The 14,740-nt window shown below is 36.2% G+C and carries 16 protein-coding genes and 2 pseudogenes; 12 read left to right on the top strand and 6 right to left on the bottom strand.

From position 1 onward, the window contains the following. Positions 1-4: 4 nt before the first annotated feature. The 6 genes from OPR43_RS01010 (at position 5) to OPR43_RS00980 (ending at position 4,963) form a co-directional block, all read left to right on the top strand. Positions 5-946, top strand: coding sequence for a hypothetical protein (locus OPR43_RS01010; protein ID WP_265035030.1), 942 nt, complete (start codon positions 5-7; stop codon positions 944-946). 60 nt (positions 947-1,006) lie between these two features. After that, positions 1,007-1,714 carry an outer membrane protein assembly factor BamD gene (locus tag OPR43_RS01005; RefSeq protein WP_265035027.1) on the top strand — a complete coding sequence of 236 codons (708 nt, stop codon included), beginning with the start codon at positions 1,007-1,009 and terminating at the stop codon, positions 1,712-1,714. A gap of 59 nt (positions 1,715-1,773) precedes the next feature. Next, on the top strand, positions 1,774-2,514 hold the full coding sequence (locus OPR43_RS01000) for a YebC/PmpR family DNA-binding transcriptional regulator (RefSeq protein WP_265035618.1): 741 nt from the start codon (positions 1,774-1,776) through the stop codon (positions 2,512-2,514). Beyond that, entirely contained in the window at positions 2,511-3,674 is a 1,164-nt protein-coding gene (locus OPR43_RS00990; RefSeq protein ID WP_410540916.1) for a peptidoglycan DD-metalloendopeptidase family protein, read from the top strand. The genes OPR43_RS01000 and OPR43_RS00990 overlap by 4 nt, the downstream gene beginning before the upstream one ends. Before the next feature lie 7 nt (positions 3,675-3,681). Beyond that, positions 3,682-4,527, top strand: a complete 846-nt coding sequence (locus OPR43_RS00985; protein WP_265035614.1) for an SPFH domain-containing protein — start codon at positions 3,682-3,684, stop codon at positions 4,525-4,527. A 307-nt stretch (positions 4,528-4,834) separates the two neighbouring features. After that, positions 4,835-4,963: a WPE palindromic element domain-containing protein gene (locus OPR43_RS00980; RefSeq protein ID WP_265035023.1), complete on the top strand. Its 129-nt coding sequence runs from the start codon at positions 4,835-4,837 to the stop codon at positions 4,961-4,963. Positions 4,964-5,037: 74 nt separating this feature from the next. Here the strand turns inward: OPR43_RS00980 and OPR43_RS00975 are convergent, their stop codons facing one another. The 3 genes and pseudogenes from OPR43_RS00975 to OPR43_RS00965 all read right to left on the bottom strand — a co-directional run bounded on the left by OPR43_RS00975 (position 5,038) and on the right by OPR43_RS00965 (position 7,003). Then, positions 5,038-5,178: a hypothetical protein gene (locus OPR43_RS00975; RefSeq protein ID WP_265035022.1), complete on the bottom strand. Its 141-nt coding sequence runs from the start codon at positions 5,176-5,178 to the stop codon at positions 5,038-5,040. A 604-nt stretch (positions 5,179-5,782) separates the two neighbouring features. Continuing rightward, a pseudogene (locus OPR43_RS00970) lies at positions 5,783-6,767 on the bottom strand (hypothetical protein); the annotation flags it as partial. Positions 6,768-6,880: 113 nt separating this feature from the next. Then, positions 6,881-7,003 (bottom strand): hypothetical protein, encoded by a 123-nt coding sequence (locus OPR43_RS00965; protein ID WP_265035020.1) that lies wholly within the window; start codon positions 7,001-7,003, stop codon positions 6,881-6,883. An 18-nt stretch (positions 7,004-7,021) separates the two neighbouring features. Here OPR43_RS00965 and OPR43_RS00960 point away from each other — a divergent pair, with 18 nt between their 5' ends. Next, positions 7,022-8,416: a malonyl-CoA decarboxylase gene (locus tag OPR43_RS00960; RefSeq protein WP_265035018.1), complete on the top strand. Its 1,395-nt coding sequence runs from the start codon at positions 7,022-7,024 to the stop codon at positions 8,414-8,416. 75 nt (positions 8,417-8,491) lie between these two features. Beyond that, positions 8,492-10,288: a translation elongation factor 4 gene (gene lepA, locus OPR43_RS00955; RefSeq protein WP_265035016.1), complete on the top strand. Its 1,797-nt coding sequence runs from the start codon at positions 8,492-8,494 to the stop codon at positions 10,286-10,288. 559 nt (positions 10,289-10,847) lie between these two features. Here the strand turns inward: lepA and OPR43_RS00950 are convergent. Beyond that, positions 10,848-11,045, bottom strand: coding sequence for a hypothetical protein (locus OPR43_RS00950; protein WP_265035014.1), 198 nt, complete (start codon positions 11,043-11,045; stop codon positions 10,848-10,850). Between the two features lie 387 nt (positions 11,046-11,432). On the opposite strand from OPR43_RS00950, the pseudogene OPR43_RS08460 reads away from it, so the two are divergent. Next, a pseudogene (locus OPR43_RS08460) lies at positions 11,433-12,296 on the top strand (transposase). Here OPR43_RS08460 and OPR43_RS00930 read toward each other — a convergent pair. Both OPR43_RS00930 and OPR43_RS00925 read right to left on the bottom strand, forming a co-directional pair. Then, positions 12,252-12,437 carry a hypothetical protein gene (locus tag OPR43_RS00930; protein ID WP_265025858.1) on the bottom strand — a complete coding sequence of 62 codons (186 nt, stop codon included), beginning with the start codon at positions 12,435-12,437 and terminating at the stop codon, positions 12,252-12,254. The pseudogene OPR43_RS08460 and the gene OPR43_RS00930 overlap by 45 nt on opposite strands. Positions 12,438-12,479: 42 nt before the next feature. After that, the gene (locus tag OPR43_RS00925) at positions 12,480-12,716 is read right to left on the bottom strand and encodes a hypothetical protein (RefSeq protein WP_265034406.1); all 237 of its coding nucleotides are present in this window, start codon (positions 12,714-12,716) and stop codon (positions 12,480-12,482) included. 514 nt (positions 12,717-13,230) lie between these two features. Between OPR43_RS00925 and OPR43_RS00920 the strand changes: the two genes are divergently transcribed. The 3 genes from OPR43_RS00920 to OPR43_RS00910 all read left to right on the top strand — a co-directional run bounded on the left by OPR43_RS00920 (position 13,231) and on the right by OPR43_RS00910 (position 14,588). Continuing rightward, positions 13,231-13,362, top strand: a complete 132-nt coding sequence (locus tag OPR43_RS00920) for a hypothetical protein (protein WP_265035013.1) — start codon at positions 13,231-13,233, stop codon at positions 13,360-13,362. A 43-nt stretch (positions 13,363-13,405) separates the two neighbouring features. Next, the gene (locus OPR43_RS00915; RefSeq protein WP_265025859.1) at positions 13,406-13,936 is read left to right on the top strand and encodes a phospholipase D family nuclease; all 531 of its coding nucleotides are present in this window, start codon (positions 13,406-13,408) and stop codon (positions 13,934-13,936) included. A 109-nt stretch (positions 13,937-14,045) separates the two neighbouring features. Further along, the gene (locus OPR43_RS00910; RefSeq protein ID WP_265035012.1) at positions 14,046-14,588 is read left to right on the top strand and encodes a hypothetical protein; all 543 of its coding nucleotides are present in this window, start codon (positions 14,046-14,048) and stop codon (positions 14,586-14,588) included. Positions 14,589-14,740 lie beyond the last annotated feature (152 nt).

Here is a 14,740-nt window from a genome sequence, read left to right as displayed (position 1 = left end):
TATTATGAAAACACCTAGTGGCAAATTTTCTTCTACCAAAAAGGTTCCAGGAAAGAATAAGAAAAAAAGAGATTTTGAACCATTAGAAGAGTTTTTTTGGGATTTTTGGCCAACAGTTGATAAAGAAGTCAAAAGAGAAAGGCTAGAACAAGAGCTATTAACACTAAAAAAAAGAGAGCTATATAGACAATGTGCATCATTGGTAACAATGGTTCCATTTGCATTATTTATGGCTATTGAACTGGAAAAAATATGTAGCGATCAGGTATTACTTGGCGTGATAAGTGGCACGCTAAGCCACACTATATTACCTTTCATGGTCCTATCTCTTATTTGTACACTATATTTAATTTACAATAATAGGAAAATAGCACAAAAAGAACGAGAGTTGAAAAATATTGAAAATGAAGAGGAAGTAAAGGAAAAAGAGCACAATATTTCTGATATAGGTCAGTGTTTGATCTATATTGAGGCTATAACAACTGCACTGGTCATTGTAGGTATGATAATGGGTGAAACATCTTCACTTGAAGCAGCAGAGGATGCAATTTTATTTCTTGCCAATGCAATTGCTTTTCTTGTAACTATTGTTTCTTATATTGATAAGCATGAAAAAAATAAGAAAAAGGAAACAGAAAAGTCTGATCTTGATGAGAAATCTAGCAAGAAAACTAGCAATATGTCTGTAGCCGGATTGGCGCTTGCTGGTTCTTCTATATTTTTAATAAGAAGGATAATGTTAATGGCATTAGCATCGTCCTTAAATCCTGCTGTTGGACCTACTTTAGGCTTGATAGGTATTGCAATTTTTATGGCTGTACAGGTCTTAACTATACATTCCTACAGCAAGACGCTGAAAGATCCAAAAGTGGAAGGACGAGGTGAATCAAGAAATGCAGGTAGTTCTGACCGTAGTTATAAAGAAGAAGGGCCGGCTATTGCCTAAGAAATTTATTTATTTAAGTAATATTTAGGTCTATACTTTATTTTGATCGAAAAAAATCTTATGTATAAGACTTTAATCACGTGCTTTATTTTCCTAATTTGCTCCTTTACACAATCGTATGCGAATGATCTTGAAAAAACTGAAACTGAACTATATGAAGAAGCAGTTGAACTTTTTGACCAGAAAAAATATAAACAAGCTATTAGGGCATTTCATAAGATAGAGGATTTGTATCCTTTGTCTTATTGGGCAATGAAAGCGAAATTATTATCTGGGGTTTCTCACTATAATATGGGTAACTATAGCAGTGCTGCAAGTGATATGGATGATTATATATATGTTTATTCAAATGGTGAAGATTTACCATATGTATACTACTTAAGAGTATTATCTTATTACATGCAAATTAATAAAGTGCAACTTGGACAGCAAACTGCATATAAAACTTTAGAGCTGGCTACAGAGTACATTAATCTCTTTCCAGGCAGCGAATATGTAGACGAGATAAAGGAAAAAGCAAAGCTAATCACAGAGCATATATCAACAAAAGAGTATTTTATCGGTAAATTTTATCTGAGGCGTGGTGAATATTTGGCAGCAATTAAGCGTTTCCAGAATATGGCAAGCTATAAGGATTCTAAATATTTTTCTAAGTCTATTAACCATTTAATAGCAGCCCATTCAGCTATTGGCCTTGACTTAGAAGCTAAGCAGTATGAAAGTATGTTATTAGCAGAAAACCTGCAAGATGCCAAGCCGGAGGCTTGAAAATTTGCTTTAGTTTTTTCTATGCTTTGATATATAATTAGGTTTTTAACTATTTGAATATGGCTGGTCATTCACAATTTTCAAATATCAAACACCGAAAAGGTGCTCAGGATGCAAAGCGCTCTCAAAAATTTACGAAGCTGATTAGAGAAATAACAGTTGCTGCAAAGCAAGGGCTACCCGATCACGAACTCAACCCGCGCCTTCGCTCTGCTATATTTGCTGCACGCAAGGAAAATCTACCAAAAGATAAAATAGAAACAGCAATAAAAAATGCAACTGGTAACGTTGCTGGAGAAAATTATGAGGAAATCCAATATGAAGGTCATGGGCCTTCTGGCACTGCACTCATTGTCCATGCCTTGACTAATAACCGCAACCGCACTGCTTCTGAGGTGCGTTATATTTTTTCTCGCAAAGGTGGAAATTTAGGAGAAACAGGAAGCGTTAGTTATCTTTTTGATCATGTAGGTTTAATTGTCTATAAAGCAGAGGGTGTGAATTTTGACGATTTATTCAGTCATGGAATCGAATTAGAAGTATTGAATGTTGAAGAAAATGACAAAGAAGGGTTACACGTTATAACTTGTGAAATAAAAGATTTTGGTAAAGTACGCGATGCCTTTTATGCAAAATTCGGAGAACCAGAACTTGCTCGTCTTTCATGGCAGCCAAAAGATCTGATTGAAATTAGCGATAAAGAGTTGATTGATAAATTATCTGCATTGGTTGAAGAGCTAGAAGATAATGATGATGTACAGTATGTGGAAGGTAATTTTACTTTTGTTGATAAGCTATGAGGCTGGTAATATTTGTATTGCTTTGTATTTTACCAGCATATGCTACTGAAACATCAACAGATCTTGCAGTGCTGTTCCAGTGTGTAGGGTGTCATCCCAGTGCCCAGACACTGGGATCCAGAAAAATTCAAGCACACTATGCAGCATTGTCAGTCAAAGAGCTGGATTCCAGTGTCAAGCACTGGAATGACACCACCCGCAAATTGCAATGTTCGTACAGTTGTGTGCCTAGACACTGGGATCCAGAAAATTCAATTACAAATGGACACACCAACTGGATTCCAGCGTCAAGCGCTGGAATGACAGGAGAGGATTTTGAGGTGACAGAAAGTAACCATGATAGAAAATTATTATTCATATCCAGTACCATAAAGTCTTCCTTTTTTGCCACGGGAATTGAGCAAGGATTGGCGCCAAATACAGTGGTAAAATTGATCAACATATATAAAGATTTTGGTGTTGATTTTAAAAAAGACATTGTGCCAAAGAGTAAATTGGAGGTTCTTTTTGAGAGATTGCCTAATAATCAGAAGACTGAAGAAAAAATTTTATATTCTTCACTGACAATAAACAAGAAAGCTATTAGTTTATATCATTATAAATCGCAAGACGGCAAAGAAAGGTATTTTAATAATGAAGGAATAAGCTTTAAAAATGGCGAAATTTTTGCAAATCCTTTGAATGGAGATTATCGCATATCCTCAAAATTTGGTAATAGAAAGCATCCTGTTCGCGGTAAAATTGCTTTTCACAAAGGAGTGGATTATGCAGCTAAGCTTGGCACTCCCATATACGCTGCTGCAGAGGGTGTGGTAGAATATATAGGAAAGAATGGTGGCTATGGAAATTACATAAAAATAAAACATAAAAATGAGTATTCAACCTGTTACGCGCATATAAGTAGATTTAGTGGCGATATAAAGTTAGGCTCTAAAGTAAAGCAGGGGCAGGTCATCGCCTATGTTGGTAGCACTGGTGTTGCAACAGGACCCCATTTACATTACGAAGTTATATATAACGGCAAACACATCGATCCGCTTACGATAGCGCATAAAACTGAAGTAAAATTGCCTGATCATGAATTAAGAGAGTTTAAACTATTTGTAAATAAGATAAATAAAACGATCAACAGAGAGGGTTCAAGTGGAAAAGAAGTTTAAAGACAATATGGATAAGAATACGATAAACGATAGAAATTTGAGTCAAATTCGGGCTTTTCCTGTATTAATAGCGCTAGGATTAATTTTATCGCTGCTTTTTTTGGCATATGACAGCACAATTGCACTTGGAGTTGTTGTTGTTTCAATTTTGACTTTTCTTCAAGGATTTTTTATTAATGACCCTAATGAAGCAAGAGTGATAGAGTTTTTTGGTCATTATATTGGAACTTATTTTAAGTCTGGAATATGTGTAACGCTTCCCTTTTCAAACAAATATATAGTTTCCCTAAAATTTCAGAATATTAACACAGAAAAAATAAAAGTTAATGATGCAAACGGAAGTCCAATAGAGATTTCAGCAGTGATTGTTTGGAGAGTAAACAGCCCGGCAAAGGCGTATTATAATGTTAACAACTATCACGAATTTGTTTTTGTACAAAGTGACTCAGTAATAAGAGAATTAGCTAGTAACTATCCGTATGACAGCGAAAGCGATGAGGAATCTTTACGTAAAAATTCTGATAAAATTTCGAGTGAATTGCAGTCAATGTTACAACAAAGATTAGATATTGCAGGAATTGAGATTACAGAAGCAAGAATATCACATTTAGCATACTCATCCGAGATTGCACAAGCAATGTTAAGGCGTCAACAAGCACATGCTATCACTTCGGCAAGAAGGCATATAGTGCAAAATGCAATAGGAATTGTCGAGGAAGTAATAGCTCATTTTGAAAAAAACAAAAGCCTACAATTAGATGGCAAGCAAAAAGTTCAATTGATAAATAATTTGTTGGTTGCCCTAATCTCTGAGCAAGATGCACAACCGACGATTAGTTTGGATAATAATTAGCTTAGGTATACTTTTAATTCTTTTTGGTTGATAGGCCAAACTATGTTATTATTATAATTTAGTAAAGAAATTTAAGATTATCAACATTTTAAGCTTGATATAGCTAATGCAAGTCAGGTTTCCCTCGTCATACCGCCGCGGTATCTCATCCGCTAACAAGCAGCGGGACGATAGCAGTCCTACGTCATACCACCGCGGTATCTCTTAGCCGCTAACACGTAGCGGGATGACTTAACCGTCATACCTTAACATAGATCCCGCTAACAAGCAGCGGGATGACGGTTGTCAGGCTAGCTGTCATCCCAGTTTGGAATCCAGGAAAAAGAATGGTGTCATCCCAGTGCCCAGACACTGGGATCCAGAAAACTTAACTCTACCAAGTAAATGTACAATCAATGGCGTCAATTTAAGGGAAAATATCAGTGATTGTGTATAAAATTTCTCTCTAAATTTTTTATCATTAAATTATCCAAAGAGTGCAATAAACAGCACTTTTGTTTCTGTTTTATTTCAACAAAGAAGTCTAAAATGTGTCCTTAAGTTGACGCCATTGAATGTACAATAAGAACTAGATTCCAGTGTCAAGCACTGGAATGACATCATAGGGGCACTGGAATAACACCTCTCTTGGGCTCTTTTAGCTATAAACATTAAGAAATTTACCAAACGAAAAAAAAGGCAAAAGAAGCCCCGTGGTTGGCTAATTACTTACATTATACTTTCAAGTATGGCGTTTTTTTATTCTAAACACTTAATAACCGCGATTTAGCTGCTTTTAAGCCGCAACTAATCTAAATTATAAACGTTAAGAAATTTACTAAACGAAAAAAAAGGCAAAGAAGCCCCGTAGTGTGAGTTTTGACCCTATAATAATTTAAACTGGCGCTGTAATAATGTTCTAACGCTTAAATTAAGCGCGATTTGGCTGAATGTAGAAAAAATAAAAAAGACATGCAGCCGCTATAATTTTATGTAATCCGCCAATAAATACCCTGAGTTTTTTACTGAATTTTGTCATTGAGCCTGCAGGTCAAAAACAAGTTTTGAGTCATAAATACCCTTATTATCATAATAAGGGAGCTGGCGAAGGGTGTCAAGTAAGTTTTTTGTCTCTATTCCCAATAAAAGTTCGTTATATGGTTATGCAAGAAGTCTAATGTTAGAAGGGTTAGTAATTCTTAACCGCCATGAACATGTCCGTTACTGTGGACAGGAGGTTCCACACTTTCCAGGTGACTGTCTACTTTTAGCGAATTGCCCAAATTATATTCTATTTGTGTGTTCGCTTCGAATTTAAATCCTAATTTTTCACAAAATTTTTGGAAATATTCTTTAATAATGTCAAACAAACTCTTTTCACCCTCTTGATAGTTTTTTAGCTCTTCAGGAGCAGTAAGTGATAATTTACCATCTTTATATGTTACACCATCTTTACTATCTTGAGACTCAAGTGTGAATTCTAATGAGCTGGATAGATCACATATTTTTTCTTCTGGATTATCAAATGTGGTTATAGGTATTGCCATATCAGACTTAATTTTTATGTGATTGTGGTCAATGTAGTAGATATTTAGTGCTTTTTCAGGATCATGTGGAGTTAAGCTGTAACTGCTGAGCGCAGCGTGATACTCATTAAATATACCAGCTCCATACCCTGCTTGATTACAATTAGTAACTAGCTCTTCTAAAATGGGGTCACTTGGAACTTTTGCTCCAGCATATTTGAACATTTCCTTAAAAACTTCTTTTGCAAATGGGCGGTGATTTTTATCTCCCTTTTTTGGTAGTAGGTGATTATGCTCCTTTCCTATGTTGTAAAATCTTTCAAACTCTTTTCTATATGAATCAGTTTTCTGATGATCAGTAGTTTCAGGATTATTGAAGTGGTTCTCCCAAATTTTAGGTAATCTATTCTGATTAAGCTCTTTTAACACTGAATCAACAAAAACTCTACCCTGATCTGTATCTATTTCTCTTTCACCAACTAGAGAATCACTATAAATATCATTCTCACTAAGAAGCTTACTCTCATAGTCCTTCGCTCCTTCTTTCAGCGCAATAATAAGACTTTTATCTATTTTTTTTTCATTAATAACGAAATTCATCCTGTGGAAATCTAAGTACATTGTTTCGCCAGAGTTTGCTTCTTTATTATCCTCTGCAGCTCTTAATTTACTGAAGTCAAATTCTTTAGCTTGAGCGTTTAATGTAACGATTGGATTTTTCTTTGCTTCTGCCATAATCTTGCTCCCCATTAACATTCTGAAATTAATTGTATTACTGAATTATTAATAATCTAGTAATAGTGCCTGCTATGTAGCTAAAATTTTCCTTTAACTTAAGCTACATGTAGCTAAAATAACTTGGGTTTACCGACGATTTGACAAACGACAAATTCGTCATCCCGCTGCTTGTTAGCGGTATCTAGAGATACCGCGGCGGTATGACGTGGGGAAACCTGACTTGCATTAGCCATGTATAATAAAGGGAATCTATGACGAAAGAATCATTGGTAAAAACTGATATAGTGAAAGTTGAAGACAAAAAAGCGGTAAGGAGCTTTTTTAAAATACTAGGTGGAGTGGCAGATGCTGTAAGATCATGGATTGGTAACATCGGTCCTGATTTAAGTAACAGTCGCGATATCGATAGTTTAGTCTTGAAGATGAACGAGTGCTTAAATCCAAAGGGAGGGGAGGTTTCAGCACGTAAGAATGCTGTATCTCTTGGTAATTTGTACTTAAGCTTATCAGAGAAAGGTAAAATAAAATTTCTGCAAACCCTGGCAGAAAAATTTAATCCGAATAAAGAGGAAATAGACGAGAAAATAAAAGAGTATCAAAAGAATCAAAATCCTGAGTTAGGCTATAAGTTTGAGCAAGATTTGATAAAAATTCTTGAATCACCGCGTTCTAAAATATTGAAGCAATTTATTTCTTTACCAGAAGGCCTTAAGTTTATTGTTGATATGCGTTCTGACGTGCTTAAGCTAAAGAACCAATATAGAAGCTTGAATCCACTAGAGAACGAATTAAAAAATATACTCTATACTTGGGTTGATGTTGATCTACTCGATCTTCGTCAAATCACTTGGGATTCACCTGCATCATTGCTAGAAAAACTTATAAAATATGAAGCTGTGCATAAAATTTCCTCTTGGGATGACTTAAAAAACAGGCTGGGTCTCTGTTTTGCTTTTTTTCATTACAAGATACCAAACGAACCTTTGATTTTTGTAGAAGTTGCATTAATGGATAAGATTGCAGATAGCATTCAACACCTTTTAGATGAGTCGGTACCTTCAAATGATCCAAGTAATGCAAGCACTGCTATATTCTATTCAATATCAAATACTCAAGCAGGGTTATCTGGAATCAGCCTTGGTAATTTTTTGATCAAAAGGGTTGTAGAAAAGCTGTCACAAGAGTTTAAAAGTATAAAAACATACGCAACTCTTTCTCCAATACCTGGCTTTACGAAATGGCTAAAAAACAATCTAAACCAAGATGTCACTTTATTGGGCAAACTAAATATAAAACAATCTAGTGCAGAAATTTTAGAAAGTGCAGAGCAATTAAAAACTAACGTTGAATGTACAAATGAAACTAAACAATGCATGCTTAAACTATGTGCACATTACTTGCTCAAGGTTAAGAGCAATAATGGAAGTGCCTATGATCCAGTGGCGCATTTTCATTTAAGCAATGGTGCATCGATAAAACAATTAAACTGGATGGCGGATACTTCTGAAAAGGGTATTAGTCAGTCGGCTGGGATGATGGTAAATTATCTGTATGAGTTGCCTAAAATAGATAATAATCATGAAAACTATATGGTTAATAAAGTGATTTCCTGCTCGAAAAAAGTGTCGTCTATGTTGAAGGAGTAAATAGTCTCTTAATAAATAATTGCCCTCACAACACTTAAAATGTAAAATGGTTCTACTTAAACAAAATAGCCATAAATGAACAACATAAGAAATTTTGCAATAATAGCGCATATAGACCACGGTAAGTCAACGCTTGCTGACCGTTTAATAGAGAAATGTAACGGCCTTGAAGCAAGAGAAATGATCAATCAAATACTCGATTCAATGGATATAGAGCGTGAACGTGGCATTACAATTAAAGCACAGACGGTAAAACTCAATTATACGGCAAACGACGGTAATCAATATTGCCTAAATCTCATGGACACCCCAGGTCACGTTGATTTTTCTTATGAGGTAAGTCGAAGCTTAGCTGCATGTGAAGGTTCGCTTTTAGTGGTAGATAGTAGCCAGGGCGTTGAAGCACAAACCCTTGCAAATGTATATAAAGCTATTGACAACAACCATGAAATAATAGTTGTGCTCAATAAAGTTGATCTTCCTGCTGCAGATCCAGAAAGGGTAAAACTCCAGGTTGAGGAAATAATTGGTATTGACGCAAGTGAGTCAGTTTTAATATCAGCCAAGACTGGTCTTGGAATAAAAGATGTACTGGAAGCAATAGTGGCAAAACTTCCAGCTCCTCAAGGTGATGTAAATGCTCCATTGCAAGCAATTTTAGTTGATAGTTGGTATGACACTTACTTAGGAGTAGTAATTTTAGTGCGAGTTAAAAATGGAGTGCTAAAAAAAGGCATGAGAATTGTTATGATGTCTAATAATGCTACATATCAAGTGGACAATATTGGTATTTTCACCCCTAAAAAAGTTATGACGAGTGAGCTTTCAGCGGGTGAAGTTGGTTTTATAACTGCTTCAATGAAGGAAGTAGCAGACTGCAAGGTAGGGAACACTATCACTGAGGAAAAGAGACCTTGTAGTGAAGCACTTCCTGGATTTAAAGAAGTGCATCCTGTGGTATTTTGTAGCATTTTCCCTCACAAAACGGATGATTTTAAATATTTAAGGGAAGCTCTAGAAAAGTTACATTTAAATGATGCAAGTTTTACCTTCGAAGCTGAAACTTCAAATGCGCTAGGCTATGGATTTCGTTGTGGTTTTTTGGGAATGTTGCATCTTGAAGTTATTCAAGAAAGACTCGAAAGAGAGTTTGATTTAGATCTAACAGCAACTGCGCCGAGCGTTATATATAGGGTTACAACACAAAGTGGTGAAGTTTTGAATATTCATAACCCAAGTGATATGCCAGATCCAACGAAAATTGAAATTGTGGAAGAACCATGGATTACTGCAACAATAATGGTCCCCGACCAATACTTGGGAGAGATTCTATCTCTATGTGAAGAAAGGAGGGGAGAACAGGAAGATTTATCTTACATTGGTAACACAACAACAGCATTATTAAGATATAAATTACCACTGTCTGAGGTTGTTTTTGACTTTTATGATCGATTAAAATCAATTTCCAAAGGGTACGCAAGTTTGGATTGGGAAATCTCTAGTTATCGGGAAAGTCAAATAGATAAATTAAGCTTTTTAATTAATGGAGAGCCCGTAGATGCATTAGCCTGTATTGTTCACAAAAGTAGGGCAGAAAAAAGGGGGCGTGAAATATGTGCACGCTTGAAGGATCTAATACCACGTCAGCAATATAAAATCGCGATTCAAGCGGCAGTGGGCGGAAAAATTATTGCCAGAGAAACGATTAACCCATACAGAAAAGATGTAACAGCTAAACTCTATGGTGGAGATGTAACGCGAAGAATGAAACTACTTGAAAAGCAAAAAAAGGGTAAAAAAAGGTTACATTCTATAGGGAACGTAAATATTCCACAGAATGCTTTTATTCAAGCCTTGAAGATAAGTGATTGATCTTAAAAGACTTCTTGTATAGTTTTTGGCAACAACCGTTAGAAACAAAAAACTTCCTTGACAAGCTTCGCCAGCCCCCTTATCATGAAACTGAAGCTATTGTATTTGCTTTCGCCAATCTGCAGATTAAAAGGTAAGGATTACTTAATGTATCGGCGTCTTATGTTCAATTTTTTGCAGTATATAGATACTGTATGTCTTTACAAAACTTCATCTACATCTAGATTTTTATCTAAATAAGCTGAACGCGCTTATAAAGCGTTACAAGACATCAAAAAATGCCAATACTCGACAGAGATAGTAAAAGACTAGCTAACTCGGGGATTCTTTGTCTTTTTTTCTGCTTAGTAAATTTCTTAAACATTTGCAGCGTAGGTTAGTTGCAATTAAAAGCAGCTGAATCTCGCTTGTCAAGCGTTTAAAACATAAAAAACGCCAATATTTTAAAGCGGATAATAACCACGGGGCTTCTTTTGCCTTTTTTTTCGTTTGGTAAATTTCTTAAATATTTATGACTAAAAGAGCCCGTGAAGGGTGTCATTCCAGTGCCCCTGTGATGTCATTCCAGTGCTTGACACTGGAATCCAGTTTTCCATATAATCTCATCGAAAACGTTGTAACCACTTTCTATGCTAGTTTGCTTGTAAACAAGCAAACTTTCCTGGATCCCAGTGTCTGGGCACTGGGATGACAAGAGAAGGCACTGGGATGACAAGAGAAGGTACTGGGATGACAAGAGAAGGTACTGGGATGACAAGAGAAGGTACTGGATGACACCCTGACAACCGTCATCCCGCTACGTGTTAGCGGCTAAGAGATACCACGGCGGCATGACGTAGAGCTCGCATTAGCTATACTTTTATACTCACCAACTCAGCTGGATCCAAGTAGTCAAAGCACTGGAATGACAATGTGGAGTGTCTGCTTCTGTCATCCTATGATAGGATCCAGTCTAAAAAAAAAGACCTGGATTGTATCTTAAAAAAAGTCAAAAGACTATGATAAGCAAAGGAGTGATACTGTGTCTGGGTAAAAACCGTTGCTGGCTTAAAGCAAAATGTAGTACGAACGGTAGGTGGATCTAAAAGATCGAATTACAATCCTGTATACAACATTTGCATTGATTATATTTATAGGTAAAAAAATGGCTAGAATAAATTTTATGGGAGTAGATGTTTCCAAGGGAACATTGAATTAATGGCAAGCATAAGCGCATAGCAAACATGAATGATGCTATATCTAAGTTTATAGAAACAAATATAGTCGATTTACCCATCAAGTTATGTGTAAACCGGCGGCTACGAAAAACTCGTTGCAAAATTGTTACAAGATAACTGTCCATAAAGCTCACCCGAATCGGGTATATGCATTTGCCAAAGCTTGCAATCACTTCGCAAAAACTGACAAATTGGATGCTAAATTACTGGAAAAATACGCTGAATTTATCAGTAAAGACGGTGAAGTAAAAGGATGTACAAAAGCAAGAAGAATTAAAGGAGCTAGGAGCAGTTGAGCGTAATTTAAATCATGCAAATAAGTGTCGTCTGCAAAATGCAACGGGAAAAGCTAGAGAATATATAGAAAGACAGATAGAGTTTGCTGAAAAACAATTGAAGGAAATTAGGCAAGACATAGAAGACGTGATAGCTGAATTGAAAGGAAAAAATGAGCTTTTAATCAGCTATAAAGGTATTGGGTCAAAGACGGCGAGCGTTCTACTGACAGAGGTTTGGTAGATTAGAGAATAGAGAAATTGCATGCTTGGTTGGAGTTGCACCTAAAACTAGCGAAAGTGGAAGAAAAGTTGGCAAAGCTCAAATCAAAGGAGATGCAAGGAAAGCACTATACATGTCAGCTCTTGTTGCTATGCGCCACAACAGAAAAATGAAAGCAGCGTTTGGTTGATTCTGGCAAAGCTGCTAAGGTTGCATTAGTTGCTGTCATGAGAAAAATTATCGTTTGTTTAAATGCCATGATAAAAAATAACAATTTTTATCTTGACTCTTAAGACGGTAGATTCCAGTGCCCACTTTCTTGTCATCCAAGTAGCTCCTTTCTCGTCATTCAAGTAGCTGACACTGGTTTCCATCCAAGACGGCAGTGCCCAGACATTGGAATCCAGAAAAATTGATTGTGCACTATACAACATTTTCGATCAAAAGCTGGATTCCAGACTGGAATGACAGCAGTCCTACGTCATGCCACCGCGAACCGTCATCCCACCACGAACCGTCATACCGCCACGAATCGTCATACCGCCGCGGTATCTCTTAGCATAGATTCCGCTAACACGTAGCGGGATGACGAGGCTTATCGTCATGCCACCGCGAACCGTCATACCGCCACGAATCGTCATACCGCCGCGGTATCTCTTAGCATAGATTCCGCTAACACGTAGCGGGATGACGATTGTCAGGGTGTCATCCAAGTAGCCTCTTTTTTGTCATCCCAGTGCCCAGACTGGAATGACACCCTACTTAACCGTCATACCGCGATTCATTCGCGGTATCTCAGCCGCTAACAAGAGATCCCGCTAACAAGCAGCGGGATTGACGGTTGTCGTTTAGCCATAAATGTTTAAGAAATTTACCAAACGAAAAAAAAGGCAAAGGAAGCCCTGGTCATTGTCTATTTTCAGTATTTGGCGTTTTTTAAGTCTTAAACACTGCAATTTAGCTGCTTTTAAGTGCAACTAACCTTAGCTAAAATGTTTAAGAAATTTACTAAGCAGAAAAAAAGGCAAAAGAAACCCCGTGGTAATTAGTGTTCACTCTCTAATCCTTCAAATTGGCGTACTATACTGTCTTAAACGACTTATAAGCGCGTTTCAGCTTATATAGGTAAAAACCTAGAAATGTTGTGAAGACATAAGGTGCACATAGTGCAAAAAATTAAAAATAAGACGCCAACTACGTTGTTTTTTTGCTGTTTAATCTGCACAGATGAAGATAACTGAATACCTTCAGTTTTATGATAAGGGGGCTGGCAAAGGGTGTCAAGTAAGTTTTTTCGTTTCTATTCCCAATAAAAGTTTGTTATATGGTTATGCAAGAAGTCTATTGACAGGTGATTAAATTATGATGTAGCCTATCGCCGTATATCCTGGGGTGGGTTGTTGTGAGGCTTTTTCACTTTTTATTCTTGTTAATGTGTTTTTCTCTGTATTACTATGCGGGTTTTATATTTTCGCCCTGCCCAAAAGCTACGGTTTGCTTTTCACCTGGAGAAGATTGTGCTATGCCGATAATCAGCGTAATAGATCAGTCTAAAAAATCTATCCTAGTTCAAGAATATACATTTACTCTTGGAACAATTGCAAAATCTTTGATCAATGCTAAAGAACGTGGCGTTGATGTTAAAGTCATTTTAGATAAATCGCAACTCTACTCAAAATATAGTGTTATAAATGAATTATTTTCAGGTGGAGTACCAGTTTGGATCGATGATAAGCCAAAAATTGCTCATAATAAGATAATGATTGTTGATAATCAAAAAGTTATCACAGGGTCGTTTAACCTGAGTAAGACAGCTAAAAAAGGAAATGCTGAAAATTTATTAATTATTACAGATTATCCTGAATTGATTCAGCAGTATGTGAAAAACTGGGAGGCACGAATGTCACAATCTTATAAATATGCTCCCAACTAATCAAGAGCACTTGCTTAAAATCAGCTCTAAAAACAGCAAGGAAGAGCTTTTTTGATTGATTGGCATAATGATTATGATATAATAAACCAAAAGTTTAAGGAATAAAGTAATGGATTACATAAATGATGCTGCCGGTAGCTACACTGCCATTCACGATTTTTTTCAAAACAACGGTGTTGGAGATTATAAAGTTCAATGCAGTTATGGTGGTGTACCGTATGCTACTGACGAATACGTACATTCTGGCGATAAATTTTGGAGCAATAATTTCATAGACTCACATTTTGGCAGGGAAATAAAAATGTATCCTCAAAGTGAACTTTTAGCTAAAGAATACGCTGGAAATACGCTGCCAGTTTCAATATCACTAGATAAGGATTTAATAAAAATAAAGGAATGTCAGAAAAAAACGAAATTTGTAGAACTAGAAAGAGAGTCAGGTGATCTAGTGTATGATAAACAAAAGCATGTAAAGTGTTACACAACAAAGCTATCATATGATGATGTGCATATTTACAATAACGATAAAGTTTCAACATTTAGCATAAAATACGACGTGCCAAATGATCCGAAATACAGTTTAAATATAACATTTACAAAGGTTAATGATAATAAACCAGGATTTTGGCAAAAATTTAAAAACATGTTTTAACCTGACCGTTCACTGGTTTTTACTCAATCAACCAACTACATTCTGTAATATTTGGGACGTCAAAAATTGTATCTGTTCAGATGCATGGCTAATGTACAAATACTGAAACAAAAATCCAGTGCTCCCTTTCTTGTCATCCCAGTGCTTGACAC

The organism is Wolbachia endosymbiont (group A) of Apoderus coryli (genome assembly GCF_947251615.1).
Taxonomy (GTDB): Bacteria; Pseudomonadota; Alphaproteobacteria; order Rickettsiales; family Anaplasmataceae; genus Wolbachia.
The sequence above is the reverse complement of the archived record's forward strand: the minus strand, read 5'-3'. Positions and strand labels throughout refer to the sequence as shown.